Origin of the sequence: Nitrospirillum guanabarense, assembly GCF_034653355.1 — a bacterium.
Classification (GTDB): Bacteria; Pseudomonadota; Alphaproteobacteria; order Azospirillales; family Azospirillaceae; genus Nitrospirillum.
The window spans coordinates 117,344-135,000 of the sequence record NZ_JAYEER010000001.1 but is presented as its reverse complement, the minus strand read 5'-3'; the positions used below and the strand labels follow the sequence as shown (position 1 = coordinate 135,000).

The window sequence follows — 17,657 nt, the reverse complement described above, 5'->3', positions numbered from 1 at the left end:
GCCCATCGCCCAGGTCATAGCGGACGCCCAGCCCCGACATGTGCGCGGCGACGTGCTTGCGCGGGGCCTCCATGGCCATGAATTCCGAGATGAGCTGGCCCAGGGCCTTGGTCCTGTCGTCCTGACGCTGCAGCGCCACGGTGGCCATGGTGGTGAGCAGCACCCTGGCCGCCACTGGATGCCGTTCGCGGTGATAAGTGTCCAGCAGGGCGTCCGGCGAGGTCCCCTTCGCCACCCGGGCCAGCTTCCATCCCAGGTTCATGGCATCCTGCACCCCGATGTTAAGCCCCTGGCCACCCATGGGGGGATGGACGTGCGCCGCGTCGCCGGCCAGCAGTACGCGCCGGTCGCGATAGGCAGCGGCCTGGCGCGCCATGTCGGTGAACCGGGAAATCCAAGTCGGACTGTGGATGCCGTAATCGGTGCCATAGATGGCGGTCAACGCTTCACGGACATCATCCAGGGTGGGCTGTCCGCTGGACTTGAACTCCCGCTCGGTCAGGACGACGCGGACACGGCCGGCATCCTCCATCCTGCCCAGCCCGTGGGTGCCGGTGGCGTCGGCGCGGAAGCCCCATTCTGGCTCCTCCGCCCACTGGACCTCGGCGATCAGCCAGCTCTTGGTCGCATCCCAGCCGGGGAATTCGATGCCCGTCCGCTTGCGGACAAGGCTGCGCCCGCCGTCGCAACCGACGAGATAGGCCGCCCGCAACCGCCGGCCATCGGACAACACGACATCGACGCCATCCTCATCTTGCGTGAAACCCGTCACCTCGCGCCCGCGCAGCATGGACACGCCGAGTTCATCGGCCCAGTCGGCCAGCAGGCGTTCGATGTGGTTCTGCGACAGGGCCAGGAAATATCTATGCCGGGTGGGGAAGTCGCTGAAATCCAGGGTGGGGCCGTGGAAATGGCCCACCGGGTGTGTTTGCCCCAGCGCCAGGAAACGCTCGGCGATGCCGCGCTGGTCCAGCACCTCGATGGTGCGGATATGCAGGCCGCCGGCCCGCGTCCCCGCCAGATCCTGATTGGGGCGGCGCTCGACGACGACCGTGTCGGCACCCATCAGGGCCAGTTCGGCGGCCAGCATCAGCCCCGTGGGGCCGCCGCCGACGATGACCACCGCATGATCCTGTCGCGTGCCCTTATCCATCTGCCCGGCCTCCTTGTTTCAGAGGGCGGGACTTTATGAACCGGCAGGGCGATCAGGCAATTCTTGAACTCAACTCTTTCAACGCCATCTATAAGTTGAGCGGGGGGCAGGGCCGCCCCGCGCGACCCTCACGTCTGTGGCCGCCGCTGTGGGGCCTGAAGCAGCGCGTACAGGCAGTGCGAGGCCGCGCGTCGCGCCTCATCCTCGGTGATCGCTGCTGCCGCCGGGTCCGTTCTCCGCCGCATGGCCAGCCAACTGATCGCTTCGATACCGGAACGAGCCAAGGCTTCCGTTGGTCCGTTACCCGAATATTGGCGGGCGAACCAAGTGACGATATCGGCGAGATAAGGCGCGCGATACTGCTGGGTGAAGGCCGTTTTCAGGCTGGGAATGTCGTTGGCGGTACGGTCGAAGAGGACGATCAGGCGCCAGGTGGCGGCCAGGAAGTCATATAGTTCGGTTGCGATCCCCGCCGCCTCGTTCTCAAGCAAGGACATAGGCGAGGGATGGTCCAGGGCCGCCCGCAGCGCCGGCCAACGCGGCCAGGAATGGACGATGGCCTCGATCGAGAGGACGGTTTCCGCGAGATCGCTCACCGCCACCGGTATGGGCAGGCCCTGCAACGGCATGCCGGCGGCGTGCAGCGCCGCGATGTGGAACAGGGCTTCCTTGCTTTCGACATAACGGTAGGCGGCGGAAGGGGACATACCCAGTTCCGCCCCGACATCCGCCATCTGGGTCAGGCGAAAACCGCGCTGGGTGAAGCACTGCAGCCCCGCCTCGGCGATCTCACGGAGCGGGCGTAGTCCCAGCCGGCTCGACCTGCGCATATCCCACCCTCCATTCCCCGAACCGGTCCCCCAGCCGACCCAGGTCCCCCCTGGCGAGCAGGTTCGGATCAAGTCGGCGGCTGGCGAGAATAGCGGACGCTTGCGCCGGCGTCCTTCATGAACATTGCTAAGCCCCTCTTACATCAGCGGAAAGCGGCGGAAGGGTGGCAAGGGCGCCAAAGGACTTGCCCGGCTGACGCTATAAGTGTATCAGTGATTCACTCAATCAAAAATCTGATGGTGTGACGAAGTTGATCCTGAAAAGCCTGGCCTTGGCCGCCCTCCTATGGGCCGCTGCAACCGCCGCCGGCGCCGCCCCCGTCGGGTTAGGCTATCGCGAGGTGCCGCTGACCAGCGCCGCCGCGCGGCGGGGGGATCACCAGCCGTTGCTGCAGATCACCGTCTGGTATCCGGCGGTGGAGGGAACGGCACAGGAAGAGGTGGATGTGGGGCCGCCAGGACAGGCCCTGCTGGTTGGTGGGCCGGCGGCGATCAACGCCGTGCCGGCGGCGGGGGCGCATCCTGTCGTCCTGCTGTCGCCCGGCTTCGGCGGCAGCGCCGAGGACCTGTCGTGGCTGGGCGGCGGCTTGGCGGCGCGGGGCTTCGTCGTTGTCGGGGTCAGCCATCCCGGCAATAACGCGCTGGATCGCACCCCGGTGGGCGGGACCGCCTGGTGGGAGCGGCCGCGCGACCTGATCGCCGCCGTCCACGCGGTCGCCACCGATCCGGCGCTGGGCCCCCATCTGGACATGGGGCATGTCGGCGTGGCCGGCTTCTCCATGGGCGGCATGACGGCGCTGGCCCTGGGCGGCGCCGTCATCGACCCCGGCCATTTCGACGATTTCTGCGCGGGCAAGCCGGCGGACCAAGTCTGCGACACCGCCCCGGAAACGCCGAATGCGCCCCATGTCACCCAGCGCGCCGGCATCCATATGCTGGGGCTGGACCAGGCGGCCGCCCGCGCGTCGGAAGGCGCGGCCCTTCCGGGTTTGCGCGCCATTCTGGCCATCGCGCCGCCCGTGCAAATGCTGGATCCCGGGAGCCTGCGCCGCATCACCGCCGAGACCACCCTGGTGGTGGGAGACGGGGATACGCTGGTGCCCGCCGTCACCGAGGCGGGGGTGGCGGTGCGCCTGATCAAGGGCGCGCGGTTGGTGACCGTGCCGGGTGCGGCCCATTACAGCTTCGTGGGCGTCTGCACGCTCCATGGCCGGATGGTCCTCGCGCTCTGCGACCGGGCGCCCGAGGCGGAGCGCGCCCATACGGCTGCCCTGACGGAGGCGATCCGCCTGTTCCAAGGCACGCTTTCGCCCGGCGCACGACCCTAACTGGCCCTTTCACCGGGGTGTTGGTCATCACATCCTATGGTGGTGTCCGGCTGGCATCCTGCCGGTTCTCAACGACAATAACCCCGGGAGTAACATATGCAGAGCGGTCGCAGAGACTTCCTGAAGCTCGGCGGCGGCACCTTGGCCATGCTGGCCCTGCCGCAACCCCTGGTCGCCGCGACCGGAACCAATCAGCCTATCATCGATGTGCATCTGCACGCCTATCCGGCATCGATGCGCTTTGAGAAGCCCATCGTCAATCCCATCACCGGGGCCAAGAGCCCCATCCAGACCGGTGCCGACCATCTCACGGCCTGCCTGGCGGAGATGAAGCGCCTGAACGTGGTGAGGGGCGTGGTCAGCGGTGGTGACGGCGACCGGTTGCAGGCCGCGGTCGATTGGCATGACCGGGACGCTGGCCGCATCCTGGTGGGGGCCGGCATCCGCGGGTCGGCCGACACGCCGCTGCCGCCCCTTGAGGAACTGCGCAAGCTGCACGCGCAGGGCAAGCTGCAGGTGCTGGGGGAACTGACCTCACAATATGCCGGCCTGCCGCTGAGCGACCCGCTGTACGACCCCTATCTGTCCCTGGCCGAGGAATTGGACATCCCGGTGGCGCTGCATACCGGCACCATGCCTGAAGGCACGACCTTCGATCCGTGCTGCCGCACCGCCCGGGCCCGCTTCGGCAATCCCGAATATGTCGAGGAGGCGCTGAACAGCCATCCCAAGCTGCGGCTCAACCTCATGCATTGCGGCTGGCCCTACCTGGAAGACACCATGGCCATGCTGATGCTGTATCCCAATGTCTATGCGGACACCGGGGCCATCGACTGGCTGTTGCCGAGGCCGGCCTTCAACGATTATCTGAAGGCCCTGGTCGATGCCGGCTTCGGCAAGCGCATCATGTTCGGCACGGACCAGATGTACTGGCCGGACGCCATCGGCCTGGCCATCGATCGCATCAAGTCCGCCCCCTTCCTGACGGAAGAGCAGAAGCGCGACATCTTCTACAACAACGCCGTCCACTTCTACAAACTGGGTTGAGGTTGCGCCGCGACAGCCGCCGGGCCTGTCCGCCCGGCGGCGGTTTCCGCGAGTCAATAGCTCAACGTCACCGAGACGTGGCTGAGCTCACCCTTTTCCACGGCCCCCGGCAGCTTGCGCAGCTGCCAGCCGTAGGCGAACTTCACGGTCAGGTAGGTGCCGTAGGTGTAGCCCAGGCCCACGCCCGTGCTGGCCAGATTGACGTTATCGCTCTCGCCGGCCGGGGTGTTGCGGTTCCACAGGCTGCCGTAGTCGAAGAAGGCCAGCAACTGCAGGGCGTCGTCGGGCCCCCGCCGCACCAGCTTGAAGGCGCGGCTGCGCAGCTCCGTGCTGATCAGCACGCCCTGATCGCCGTTGACGGCGCGCTCGTCATAACCGCGCAGGATGTCGGCGCCACCGGCCCCCAGCTGTTCCGTGTCCAGCAAGGCACGATTGCTCAACTGGCCCACCACACGGGTGGCCCACACCACCTCCTCCGGCAGCTTGACCAGGCGGTTCAGCTCGCTGCGGACATAGAGATAATTGGCCTTGGCGCCCAAGCGTCCGGACTGGTTGTCGCCCGGCTGGAAGGCGGCGTTGGTGTTGTCGCCGGTCAGGCCGCCGGGGCTCCATACCAGGGTGTTGCTCCACCCCGTGCTGCCCCAGACGTCACCCAGGGTGGCGTTATAGTTGGCGGAGAACTGGTTGATCTCCGTCGCCGTGCGCGAGATCTGGACGCCGCCGAAGGCCAGGTTGTTGTTGGTGGTCTTGAAGTCGTAGCCGAATTCCAGCTGGTGGGCGAAGTCCTCGGTGCGCTTCAGCGGGATCTGGTAGCGCAGGCTGGCTTGGCCGCTCTTGCCCACCAGGCCGAAATCGTTGCCCACGTTGGGCACGCTTTCCTCATAGCTGCCGAAGATCATCAGCCGGTCCTGCCAGGGCAGGGGCGCCAGCCAGCTTAGGGAATGGCCGACGAAGGACGCGTTCCGCCCGCCCGGCCGGTCGTGCCAGAAATCGTTGCTGGTGGTCAGCTGGTAGGATAGTTGCTCATCCTGCCAGAAGGCGTTGCCCCAGTTGAAACCCAGGTTCCAGCGGTCGCGCCCCGTGCTGGGCGCGCCACTATTGTCGTAGCCGGCATAGACGCGCAGGGGGAAACGGTCGCGGGTGGACAGGACCAGGTCGGTGGTGCCGGGCGCCGCACCCGGGCGGTAGACCAGATCCACCTGGCGGAAAGGGTTCTCGTTCAGGCCGTTGACCTCGCGCAGCAGCCGCTCCCCCTCTACCCGGTCACCCGGCGCCACGCTGACGCGGCGGGTCAGCAGGGCGCTGTCGAACCACTCATTGCCCTCTGCCGCCACCTGGCCCACGGTGAACTCGCGCACCACCACCTGCACCGTGCCGTTGTCGATGTCCTGCTCCGGCACCAGCACGTCGACCAGCGGGTGGTCGTTGTCGCGGTAGAAGGTGACGATTCGTTTGGCAAGATCGTTCAAGTCGGCCAAGCGCAGAGGCTTGCCGATATAAGCCTCCGCAATCGGGCGGAAGCCGGGGCGCTGCAGGATATCGATGCCGCCGGTGTCCACGCCGGTGGCGCTGCTGCCCTTCGGTTGGACAGCGGCCGGGGTGGACACGAAGGCGAGCCCCTTGAGCTGGGGCAGGATCACCCTGTCCGAATTCGGCGCTGGGTCCGCCGGGGCGGGCGGTGATGGCACCTGCTCCGTCGCTGGCTTGGCGGGGGGCTCCTTGGGCGCGATGCGCTCGTAGCTTTGCGCCTGCGCCCGCGCGGCGGTCAGGGACAGGCCGGCCAGGAGCAGGGCGGTGAGGACGCGTGCCGGGGGGACGGACATGGAGTTCCTGGGCATGGAGGCGATGGCGGGTGAGGCGGTGGGACGGATAGGGGCGGTCATGGCGGACGTCAGCGCCAACGCTTGGCGATCTCGAACTCCGTTTCGTCGGTCCCATCCTGGTGGGCGGCGGAGAAGGTCGAGGTGCTGGTGAGGGCGCCGCCGGTGGTGGCGGGCGGCGCCAGGTAGATGATGCGGTAGTTGCCTTGTGAATAGTCCGACCCCACCAGCGGCTGGGTGGGGGTGAAAGGCACCTTGCCGGAGGGTTGATCCACGAAGTGGGTTGAGGAAGGCACCTCGGGCAGCACGACGGGCGGCGACGTATCTGCCTGTACCGTCAGGGTGCCGGAGGCGTAGCTGATGAGGTAATTGCCGGACGTGAGGCCGCCCGGCGTGATCGTGTAGGTGCCGGCCGCTGTCCCGCCACCGTTGTAGACTAGGCTGCCGCCCAGGACGGCGGCCGTTTCGCCATTCACGAAGCCGTTGTACCTGGCGCTGTAGGCCGGCGTGCCGCCGAAGGCGATGGTGACGTCGTTGGCGGTGACGGTCAGCGGCGCGCGGTTCACCGTGAGGGTGCCGGCGACATAGCTGATGTCGTAGTTGGCGCTGGTGAGGCCGCCGGGGGTGAGGGTGTAGCTGCCGGCATTGGTGCCGACGCCGCTTACTGTCAGGGTGCCGCCCAAGACCGATGCCCTCTCACCGTTGACGAAGCCGCTGTAGCTGGCGCCCAGGGTGGGCGCCTGGCCGTAGGTGACGGTGGCGTTGGTGGCGGTGACGGTCAGAGCCGCCTTGTTCACGGTCAGGGTGCCGGCGACATAGCTGATGTCGTAGTTGGCGCTGGTGAGGCCGCCGGGGGTGAGGGTGTAGCCGCCGGCATTGGTGCCGGCGCCGCTGACCGTCAGGCTGCCGCCCAAGACCGATGCCGTCTCGCCATTGACGAAGCCGCTGTAGCTGGCGCCCAGGGTGGGCGCCTGGCCGTAGGTGACGGTGGCGTTGTTGGCGGTGACGGTCAGGGCGGCCTTGTTCACCGTGAGGGTTCCGGCGACGTAGCTGATGTCGTAGTTGGCGCTGATGAGGCCGCCGGGGGTGAGGGTGTAGCTGCCGGCATTGGTGCCGGCGCCGCTGACCGTCAGGCTGCCGCCCAAGACCGATGCCGTCTCGCCATTGACGAAGCCGCTGTAGCTGGCGCCCAGGGTGGGCGTCTGGCCATAGGTGACGGTGGTGGTGTTGGCGGTGACGGTCAAGGCGGCCTTGTTCACCGTGAGGGTTCCGGCGATATAGCTGATGTCGTAGTTGGCAGCGGTGAGCCCGCCAAGGGTGAGGGTATAGCTGCCGGCGTTGGTGCCGGCGCCGCTGACCGTCAGGGTGCCGCCCAGGACCGACGCCGTCTCGCCGTTGACGAAGCCGCTGTAGCTGGCGCCCAGGGTGGGCGTCTGGCCATAGGTGACGGTGGTGGTGTTGGCGGTGACGGTCAAGGCGGCCTTGTTCACCGTGAGGGTGCCGGCGACATAGCTGATGTCGTAGTTGGCGCTGGTGAGGCCGCCGGGGGTGAGGGTGTAGCTGCCGGCGTTGGTGCCGGCGCCGCTGACCGTCAGGCTGCCGCCTAGGACCGACGCCGTCTCGCCGTTGACGAAGCCGCTGTAGCTGGCGCCCAGGGTCGGCGTCTGGCCATAGGTGACGGTGGCGTTGTTGGCCGTGACGGTCAGGGCGGCCTTGTTCACCGTGAGGGTGCCGGCGACATAGCTGATGGCCGAGCCGTCCGTCGTCGTGGCCCCGCTGGCCGTGATGGTGTAACCGCCGACGTTGGCGCCGCTGCCGGCCCCGGTGGAGATGAGCGTGGGCGCGGTGCCCAGGCTGGCGCCGCCCAGATAGGCGTGCGCCACGCCGGCGGCGCCGCCGGACAGCGTGTAGGCCAGCGCGCCGCTGACATCCTGGCCGTAGGTCTTGGTCACGTCGCTGGCCGTGATCACCAAGGTGGGCTGTTCCGCGAAGACATAGCGATTGCCGCCGACCGCCACCGTGCCGGACGCCAGGGTGCGGTTCCACAGGGCGGTGTTGCCGCTGTCCAGGTTACCGAAGGTGTCGCCGGCCGAGGTGGCGGAATAGACCAGCCAACGGCCGCTGGCGGCGGTGATGGCGCTGGAGCCGGCGGTGTTGATGAAAGCACCGGTGGTCGACAGGGTGACGGCATCGCCGGTGGCCTGGCTGGTGACCGCATTGGTCAAGGTCAGCGTTCCGCTGGTGGTGATGGCGACGCCACCGATGGCGGTGATGCCGCTGATACCACCGGCGGTGCCGATGGTCAGGGCGCCGGCGTTGGCGAAGGCCATGGCGCCCCCGGCGGTGGCCGCCAGGGTGCCGGCGCTGTTGGTCTGGGTCAGGGTGATGGCGCCGCCGGCGTTCAGGCCCAGGCTGCCCACGGTGATGGTGGCGCCGCTGGCCTGGGTGATGGTGCCGCCGGCCTCCAGTACCAGGGTACTGGCATGGGCCGGGGCGATGGCGGCGCTGATGACGATGTCGCCGGACACAGGCGGATCCACCACCAGGGTGCCGGCGGTGACGCGGTCCAGTTCCGCCGCCGACAGCTCCAGCGTGCCGGCGGTGGCATCGCTGGTGCTGCCCAGGTCGACGGTCCAGCCGCTGGTGACGGGGGCCAGGGTGACGGTGCCGCCGCCCGTGGCGGTCACGGCGTTGGCCAGATTCATGCGGTCGGCGGTCAGGGTGACACCGGTACCGGATACGGCCTGGGACACGGTCAGCAGGCCGCCGGCCCCGGCCGTCAGCTGCGCCGTGGTGATGGCGGTGACCCCGCTCAGGCCGTCGACCGTGCCCACGGTCAAGGCGCCCGAGTCCTTGAAGCTGACGCTGCCGGCGCTGGTGGTGGCCGCCAGGGTGCCGACGCTGTTGGCGGCGGTGGCCAGGCCAATGTCGCCGCCGGCGCGCAGGGCCAGGTTGGTGGCGGTGATGGCGCTGCCGCTGGTCTGGCTGATGGCCCCGCCGGTCATCAGCGACAGGGTGGTGACGGTGGGCGCGATGGCGCCGGCGATGGTGTAGCCGGCGGTTTCGCTGATGTCGGTGCGGCCGATGATCAGGGCGCCGGCGGTGACGCCATTGATGCCCGCGGCGCTCAGCACATCCGCGCCCGTCACGCTGCCGCCCACGGCCAGGGCCCGGTCGGCGGATTGCTGGCGCAGGGTCACCGTGCCCGTGGTGGTGATGGTAGGCGCCGCGCCGCTGGCCAAGGCGAAGTCATCGCTGGTCAGAGTGATGGCGCCAGTCTGCGTGCCGCTGCCGATGCTGGCGGCCGTGGTGACGCCATCGCCCAGCACCAGGCCGGTGCCGGTGGCGCCGCTGCCGGTCAGGGACACGGCGCCGCTGGTGGTGCTGAGCGTTTCGCCGTAGAGCCGCAGGCCGGTGCCGCCGGTGCCCGTGCCGCTCAGGCTGATGGCGCCGGTGGTGGCGGTCACACCGCCGCCGTTGATCAGCAGGCCGGTGTTGCCGCCAGGGCCGGCCGCCGCCGTGCCCGTCAGGGTGACGGCCCCGGTCGCCGCTTGCAGCGTGCTGGAAACCAGCTGCAGTCCCAGGTGCGCGCCGGCGGCTGTGCTGGTCGTGGCCGATCCGGTAAGGGCCAGCGTGCCGCCGCCCGTGGTGGTGAGGCTGCTGGTGTTCAGCACGATGCCGGAGGAGGTGCCGGTGACGCTGGCCTGCCCATCACCCTTCAGGACGGCGTTGCCGCCACCCAATGTGATGGTGCTGTTGGTGAGGCTGATGGCGGCGTCGTTGCTGGCGCCCAGGCCCGTGCTGTGGGCAGCACCGGCGGTGGTGGGATCGCTGACCACGGCGCCGCCCACCAAGGCCAGGCCGCCGCCGCGGGTGGTGATGGTGACGTTATTCAGGACGATGCCGCCGGTGCCGCTGCTGTCGCTGTCGGCATAGGCGGCCAGGGACAGCGCGGCGGTGGCGGTGCCGTCGACTGTCAGGGACGTGGTGCCCTGCAGGGTGATGGTGCCACCGGCCACCAGCGTCAGGGTGCTGGCGCCGCTGCCGCCACCCACCGACAGGTTGGTGTCGGTCACCGTCAGGTTGCCGCCCGCCGTCAGGGTCAGCGTGCCGCCCGCCGCCAGGGTCGCGCTGTTGGTGGGAGTGGCCACCGTCAGGTCGGTGCCGGCCGTCAGGCTGTTGGCGCCCGTGCCGCTCAGGATCAGGCCATCATAGGTGGTGCCGCCGGCGGTCACGCTGTCCACGGTGACGGCGCCGGAGGTGACGACGCTGAAGCTGGCGCCATTGGCGGTGAAATGGCCGAAGGCGTTGCCGGTATTGGTCAGGGTGTAGCTGCCGCCCTCCAGCGCCAGGCCGCCGGCGGTGATGGCCTTGGTCTGGGTGACGCTGGTGCTGGCGCCGATGAAGCCCAGTCCGCCGGTCAGCGTGATGCCGTCGGTGGTCCCCACGCTTCCCACCGCCAAGGCGGTGTTGGACCCAACCAGCACGCTGCCGGTGTTGGCCGCCAGGGTGCCGATGTTGTTGATGCTGTTGCCGCTGGACAGGCCGCCCAGCTGCCAGGTTCCGCCGCTGCCCAGCAGCAGCAGGCTGGGGGTGGTGATGGCGGCCGACTGCGTGCTGATGCCGGTGCTGTTCAGCGTAAGCGTGCCGGTGCCGCTGACCGTCAGGGCATCGTCAACGGTGATGGCGTGGCTGCCGGCCTCGATATCCAGGCTGGCGTTGGCGGACAGCGTGATGGTGCCGCCCGACACGGTGTAGAGCAGGCTGGAATCAATTCCGCTGGGCCGGGCGCTGGCCAGTGCGCTGGTGCTGACCGCCGGGCCGTCGCTGGTCATCTGCACCGTGGTGCCCAGGACGGTCAGGCCGGTGGTGGTGCCGCCGCTGGTGGTCAGGTGCACGGCGTTGCCCAGCGTGGTGTTGCCCAAGGCCGGGTTCAGGTAGGCCACCAGGTTGCCGCCGGTGATGGGGCTGCCGTCGGCCAGGATGTAGTAATAGCCGTTGGCGCCGGCGAAGCCGCTGCCCAGGCTGGTGCCGTTGGTCAGCGCGCTGACGCGGTTGGCGATGGCGAAGCTGCTGCCCGCGGCGTCGCTGTAGGCGGTGCCGGTGACGATCTGGACGCCGCCCGAATGTTCCCAGGTGAAGTAGGGCAGGGTCACGCCGTCGATCATGCCCCAGACGGGCGTGGTGTAGTCCCACCCGGCACCGGTGAAGGTGCTGCGCGTCTGCATCTGGGCGGTCGTCTTCCCCGTGACGCCGGAGGTGGTGCCGCCGCCCACGCCGACCGACAAGCCGGAGGTTTCGGTGTCATAGAAGCTGTTGCTGACGGTGCCGCCGTTGCTGCCGATCAGGCCGCCCAGGGTGGTGGTGCCGGTCAAGGCCAGGGCGCCGATGCTGTAGGTCCGGGCCACCGTGCCGCTGTTGGTGCCCACTAGGCCGCCGGCGGCGGACCCGCTGTTCACCACGCCCAGCAGGGCCACCTGCGCATAGTCGTCGGTGATGGTGCCGATCAGGCTGTTGACCAGGTCGACGCTGTTGTTGCCCACCAGGCCGCCCACGGACTGGGCGCCGCCGGCGGCGGTCATGCGGATGCCGCCTAGGGCGTAGCTGCCCTGGATGGTGCCGTTGCTGTTGCCGACCAGTCCGCCGACATCGGTGCCGCTGGCGGTGATCAGGATGTCCGCTTTGGCATCCCGCAGCAGGCCGCCGCCGGTGATGGCGCCGATCAGGCCACCCACGGTGCTGGCGCCCGTGATGCTGCCGGTCACCGAGACATGGCTGATGTTGGCGCCGCCATCGGTGCCCACAAGGGCGCCGACGGCGGTGCTGCCGGTGACCGAGACGTTGTTGAGAGTCAGGTCGTGCAGATAGCCGGTGCCGCCGGTGCCGATGGTGGAGGCGAACAAGCCGACATTGCTGCTGCCGGGCCGGTTGATGGTCAGGCCGCTGATGGCATGGCCGCCACCATTGAATGTGCCGGCGAAGTTGGTGACGGGTGAGAAGCCGCCGCTGCCCCACACCCCGCCGGTGGCGGACAGGGCGCTGCCCAGGTCGATATCGTTGGCCAGGGTGTAGCCGAGGCCGGGGTTCAGGTTCGTGAGCTGCAGCTGATGGGCCGTGCGCACGGTGGCCGACGCCTCCGCCACCAGCATCGGCCGCGTGCCCCCGTCCACCATGTACCAGGTGCCGGACATGTCCCAACCGGCGTTGGAGAAGGTGGTGCTGCTGAACGCCTGGGAACTGGTGATGCCGGTGAAGCCGGTCACCGTCAGGCCGCTGCCGCCGGAGGCGGCGCCGTAGCTCCGCCCCGTGGTCGTGACGTCCCAGAATGAATTGCTGGCGGTGAATGTCACACTGGACAGGCCCACGAGGCCGCTGGTGTAGATGCTGCCAATGGTGCTGCTGACCCGGCCGCTGGCGTAGCTGTTGTTGATGCTGGCGCCCGCCACCTGGATGATGCCGACCAGCCCGCCTTCTTCCTGGAAGCCTGTGACGTCGCCGGTGGCGTAGGTGTTGGTCAGGCTGGCGCCATACAGGTTCCCCACCAGACCGCCGACCACGCTGCCCCCGCCGGTGACGTTGCCGCTGGCGCTGGAGGTGGTGATGTTGCCGGAGGCGAGGCCGACCAGGCCGCCGACGTCGGTCCAGCCGCTGACGGCGCCGGATGCCCAGGACCGGTTGATGGTGCCGGTGCTCTGCCCCACCAGGCCGCCCACGTACAGACCGTGGCTGCTGGTGCCCGAACTGCTGACCGCGGCGGTGGACCAGCTGTCCGCGATGGTGCCATTGGTGAAACCCACCACGCCGCCGACACTGTCGGCGGTGGCGCTGACCGTGCCCGACATGCCGGCGAAGCTGATGGCGCCGGTGGCGCTGCCCACGACGCCGCCCACTTGGCTGGCACCGCTGACCGTGCCCGAAACGGTGATGTTGCTGATGGTGGTGCCGGTGGCCGAGCCCACCAGGGCGCCCACATTGTTGCCGCCGGAGACGGAGACGTTGGTCAGCGCCAGATTGGCCAGGCTGGCCGAGGCGGTGGTGGAGGCGAACAGGCCCTGGTTGTTTGCTGAACCGGTAATGGTCAGGCCGCTGATGGTGTGACCCTGACCCGACAGTTCGCCGGAGAAGGTGGCGATGGGTATGAACCCGCCGCCCCATATATCAGCGGCGTTCGCGAGGGGGGTGGCCAGGCCGATGTCATTGGCGATGGTGTAGCGGGCGGTGGGGTTCAGGGCCACCAGTTGCAGTTCATGGGCGTCGCGGATGGTGGTGCTGGCCTCCGCGCGCAGGACCGGTCGGGACAGGCCGGCGGGCAGGTACCAGGTGTTGCTGAAATCCCAGCCGCTGAAGTTGGATTGGACCGCCATCTCGGCGGTGGTGCGGCCGGTGACGCCGGTGGCGCTGCCGCTTCCAACGCCGCTGGAGAGGCCGGTGGTCTGCTTGTCCCAATAGGAATTGTTGACGGTGGCGCTGACGTTGAAGCCGATCAGGCCGCCAACCGTCGTGCCCGGCGCGCTGACGGCGCCGCTGGCGTAGCTGTTGCTGATGGTGCCGGTGGCGCTCTGGCCCACCAGGCCGCCTATTTCATCCGCGCTTCTGCCGGCGGTTTCCGTGACGGTGGCGGTGGAATAGCTGTTGGAGATGTTGGTGGATATCCCCGCCAGGCCGCCCGCCAGGGCTTGGCCCCCGACCCCGCCGCCACCGGTGACGGTGATGGTGCCGCCGGCGTGGGACGTGTTGATGGCCGTGGCGCTCAGGTCGGCGGTTACGCCCAGGACGTCGCCGGCATAAGCCTGCCCGGCATGGACGAAGCTGAGATTGATGTCGGCCAGCGAGGTGGAACCGGTGATGGTTCCGCTGTTGTACTGTATCCCCACGATGCCGCCGACGCCGTAGCCGCCACCGCCTTGGAAATTCAACGTGCCGGTGACATAGGCGTTCACGATATGGCCGCCGTTGTTGGCGCCGACCAGCGCGCCGACATGGCTGTCGGCATTGGTCACGGTGATGGCGGCGTTGGTCAGGGCGATGTTGTTGAGGGTGCCGCTGTTGCCGCCAAACAGGCCGATATAGGTGTTGCTGCCGCCACCGTAGTTGATGGTCAGCCCATCGATGGCGTGCCCCTGGCCGTCATAGGTGCCGCTGAAGGGTGTCGAGGGGGAGCCCAGGGGGATGAAGCCAGCGGGGACGCTACCGACGGTGGACTTCCAGATGCCGCCGGCGGTCGGGGCCGGCATGCGGATGTCGTTGCTCTGGGTGTAGCTGGCCGTCAGGTCGTGGGCGACCAACTGCAACTGGTGGGCGTTGCTGACGGTCAGTGAATATTCCCAGAGGCCCAGGGGCCGCGTGCCGCCGTCGCTCAACCACCAATCGGTGGTGAAGTTGAAACCGCCGTAGGCGCTGGTCTTGTAGGCATAGGTGCTGGCCGCCGACTGCGCCGGATCGCTGGTCACGGCCGCGGCGCTGCTTGTGCTACCCCCCACGACGGCGCCCACCGCCGCCGCGCGGCCGGTGCTGTAGGTGTCCCAATAGCTGCTGGTGATGCTGCCCGCGCTGACGCTGTCGCCGTTGGTGCCCACCAGGCCGCCGATGCTGCTGGCGCTGCCGCTGCTGAGCGTGACGCCGCCGCTGGCCCAACTGGTGGTGATCGGGTTGGCGTTGATGCCGACCAGGCCGCCCACGCTGGTCACGCCGGCGACGTTGCCGGTCGCGTAGCTGGTCGCGATGCTGCCGCCCTCGGCGATGCCGATCAGGCCGCCGACGGCGTCGTTGCCGGTGACGGCGCCGGTGGCGTAGGCGTTGCTGACGGCGGCCCCCTGGCCGAAACCGACAGCGCCGTCCGTTCCCACCAGGCCGCCGACCCGGCTCATGCTGGGCGCGTAGACGTCGCCCAGGGCGTAGACGTTGGTCAGCGCGCCTGAGCGCTGATACCCGACTAGGCCGCCGATGCCCGTGCCGGTGTAGCCCTTGGGGATGGTGATGGAAACGTTGGTCCAGCTGTTGCTGATCGACTGCAGCTCGTCTTGGCCGATCAGGCCGCCGATGAAGTCGCCATAGCCGGTGATGGAGCCGGTGACATGGACGTTGGTGAGGGACCCGCCGCCGTTGGCACGCCCAACCAGGCCGCCCACACGGTTGAAGCCCGCTATGTTCACATCCACCAGGCCCAGATTGCTGACCGTGGGACCGTTGTTTGCGACTGTGTCGCCGAACAGGCCCACTGCGACGGTGGTGGGCCGGTTGATGGTCAGGCCGGTGACGGTGTGGCCCTGGCCGTCCAGGGTACCGGAGAAGCTGTTGATGGGGGCGAAGCCGGCGCCGCTGTTCCAGGTCGCCGTGGCGCTGGCGTCGATGTCCCGCCCTAGGGCGTAAGTGCCCGACAGGTTGGTCGACAGGTTCTGCAGGTTGGTGGCGGTGTTCACCAGCATATAGGTCGTCAGGGCGCCCGACCCCAAGGTGACATTGCCGGTATAGCTGGTGGGCGAGGCGTAGCTGGCGGGATTGTAAAAGATGTTCACCGATCCGCTGCTGCCGGTCATGGCCACGCCGCCGCTGGTGAAGGTGACGGTGCCGCTGCCCGTGCCGGTATTGTCGGCGTGCAGAGTGACGTCCCCGGACCCCGCCGTGTGGCTCAGCGTGCCGCCGTTGAAGATGATGCTGTGGTAGGCCGACAGCGTCAGGCTGTGGCTGGCGGCCCAGGTGACGTTGTTGGCGACGGTGATGTCGCCCGTCTGGCTGCCGGTGTTGCCGGTGGTGATGGTGACGTCGGCCGTGGCCAGGGTGTTCTGCAGCGTGGTCGTGTTGATGACGGAGCTGTTGCCCGTGGGGGTGAAGGTGCCGCCGGACAGGCTGCTGTTGAGGTCGCTGCCGGTGGAGATGGTGACGTTCTCCGGGTCCAGCAGCAGTTGGCCGATAGCGCCCAGCGGGGCGGTCAGGTCCACGGTGCCGGTGAAGTCCAGCAGCTTGTGGCTGGACACTTCGGCGAAGCCGCCGTTGCCGCTTCGGGGACCGCCCTTGGCACTGAGGGCGCCGGCGAAGCCGGTATACTGGTCCGACCAGACGATGACGCCACCGCCGTTGCCCTTGGCGCCGGCGTCGGCCTTCAGGGTGGCACTGGCCGCGACGGTGGTCTGGGCGGCGGTGGCCACGGCTTGCTTTACCAGCTTGGTGGCCGCATCGCCGCCGCCCTGGCGGTCGCCACCCAGCAGGATGGTGCCGCCGGCGCCGGTGATGCCGCTGGCGTCGATCACGGCGCCGGCCTGCACGGCCACCGATTTGCCTGTCGCGATGACGGTGCCGCCGCTGCCGTCGGCGTTGGTCGCCGTCAGGGTGCCGGCGACCGTGACGGCGCCGCCCTGGTCCGTGGCCGTTTCCGTCGACCCGCTGGCCGACAACCAGATGTGCCCATCCTTGACCGTGGTGCCGGTGGCGCGGATGGCGCCACCGCCGTTGCCGGCCAGGGCATAGATGTTGCCGCCGGCGGCCTTCAGCTCCGCCTGCGCCGCCGCGATGGCGCCCGTGTTGGTGACGTCGCCGCTTCCGACCTGGACATAGACGCGCTCACCCGCGTCACCGTCCTTCAGCAGCACCTGCTGGCCGGCGGCCAGGCCCACGGTGCCGTTGGGCGCGGTGATGGTGCCGTCGTTGGTCACGCTGCGGGCGATCAGCAGGACGTCGCCGCCGGTGGCGGAGATCTTGCCCAGGTTCTTGACCTCGGCATCCGTGTCGCCCTTGAACAGCAGGGTGCCGCCGGCCATGAAAGCGTCGTTGGCGATGTCCAGCGTGCTGGCGGTGAAACTGCCGCCCGTGACCACCACGCCGCTGGACCCCACGACCACGCCCGCCGGGTTGATGAGGTACAGCGTGCCCGTGGCCTTCAGTGTGCCCAGGATGGTGGACAGGTTGCCGCCGGTGACGCGGTTCAGCGTGGCGCCACCGCCGTTGTTGAAGCTGACGGTGCCACCCTGGCCGATGGAAAAGCTTTTCCAGTCGATGACGGCGCGCTGACTGCCCTGGTTGACGGTCAGGCTGCCGGGGCCACCGGTGATGCTGCCTGATCCGGCCTGGAAGGCGCCGCCGGTGGGCAGGGTGGGCCCGCTGCCGGCGCGGGCCGGTTCGGCCGCGGCCAGCAGGGCCATTGCCGTGCCGGCCAGCAAGGCCGCCCGGCCGCCGTGCACCGAGGTCTTTGGTGAGAAATTGACATGGCCTTCTGCGCGCGCCGCACCGCCTTGCGGGGCATTCCCCCGCATCCCCATCCCGCCCCGAGAACCCATGCTGTCCGCCCCTGGAACCTGTGGCCTGAAACCCTGTGGCGTACCGGGATCACCGGGCGTCATTGGGGAGGATGCTGGGGACGGCGCTGTCCTGGCCGTCAATACCGCGCCACCGATCCCGCCCCGGTTCGCCAATACGCCGCCGGTCACGCAACCTGCCGGCTGGTGACTAGCACCGGGACCATAGCGCAACCCATGCGCGCAATTTA

The 17,657-nt window shown here is 68.8% G+C and carries 6 protein-coding genes (1 of these 6 cut by a window edge); 2 read left to right on the top strand and 4 right to left on the bottom strand.

The genetic code is table 11. The features are described 5' to 3' along the window. A protein-coding gene (locus UAA55_RS00530; protein ID WP_322950721.1) for an FAD-dependent monooxygenase crosses the window boundary here: on the bottom strand, window positions 1–1,153 show its 5' portion. Its footprint begins 326 nt before the window's first position; the window shows 1,153 of its 1,479 coding nt (coding positions 1–1,153); its start codon is at window positions 1,151–1,153; its stop codon lies off the left edge, out of view. A gap of 128 nt (window positions 1,154–1,281) precedes the next feature. Then, window positions 1,282–1,983 (bottom strand): TetR/AcrR family transcriptional regulator, encoded by a 702-nt coding sequence (locus tag UAA55_RS00525; protein ID WP_322950720.1) that lies wholly within the window; start codon window positions 1,981–1,983, stop codon window positions 1,282–1,284. Between the two features lie 242 nt (window positions 1,984–2,225). Between UAA55_RS00525 and UAA55_RS00520 the strand changes: the two genes are divergently transcribed. Further along, window positions 2,226–3,311: an alpha/beta hydrolase family protein gene (locus UAA55_RS00520; RefSeq protein WP_322950719.1), complete on the top strand. Its 1,086-nt coding sequence runs from the start codon at window positions 2,226–2,228 to the stop codon at window positions 3,309–3,311. A 96-nt stretch (window positions 3,312–3,407) separates the two neighbouring features. Further along, window positions 3,408–4,358: an amidohydrolase family protein gene (locus UAA55_RS00515; RefSeq protein ID WP_322950718.1), complete on the top strand. Its 951-nt coding sequence runs from the start codon at window positions 3,408–3,410 to the stop codon at window positions 4,356–4,358. A gap of 53 nt (window positions 4,359–4,411) precedes the next feature. Here the strand turns inward: UAA55_RS00515 and UAA55_RS00510 are convergent, their stop codons facing one another. Then, window positions 4,412–6,241, bottom strand: coding sequence for a ShlB/FhaC/HecB family hemolysin secretion/activation protein (locus UAA55_RS00510; RefSeq protein ID WP_322950717.1), 1,830 nt, complete (start codon window positions 6,239–6,241; stop codon window positions 4,412–4,414). Between the two features lie 8 nt (window positions 6,242–6,249). Next, window positions 6,250–17,424, bottom strand: a complete 11,175-nt coding sequence (locus UAA55_RS00505; RefSeq protein ID WP_322950716.1) for an MBG domain-containing protein — start codon at window positions 17,422–17,424, stop codon at window positions 6,250–6,252. Window positions 17,425–17,657: the final 233 nt, after the last annotated feature.

Excerpts from the sequence above, each read along its gene's own strand:
- UAA55_RS00525 (WP_322950720.1), bottom strand. The coding sequence starts at position 1,983 with ATGCGCAGGTCGAGCCGGCTGGGACTACGCCCGCTCCGTGAGATCGCC.
- UAA55_RS00515 (WP_322950718.1), top strand. The coding sequence starts at position 3,408 with ATGCAGAGCGGTCGCAGAGACTTCCTGAAGCTCGGCGGCGGCACCTTG.
- UAA55_RS00510 (WP_322950717.1), bottom strand. The coding sequence starts at position 6,241 with ATGACCGCCCCTATCCGTCCCACCGCCTCACCCGCCATCGCCTCCATG.
- UAA55_RS00505 (WP_322950716.1), bottom strand. The coding sequence starts at position 17,424 with ATGCGGGGGAATGCCCCGCAAGGCGGTGCGGCGCGCGCAGAAGGCCAT.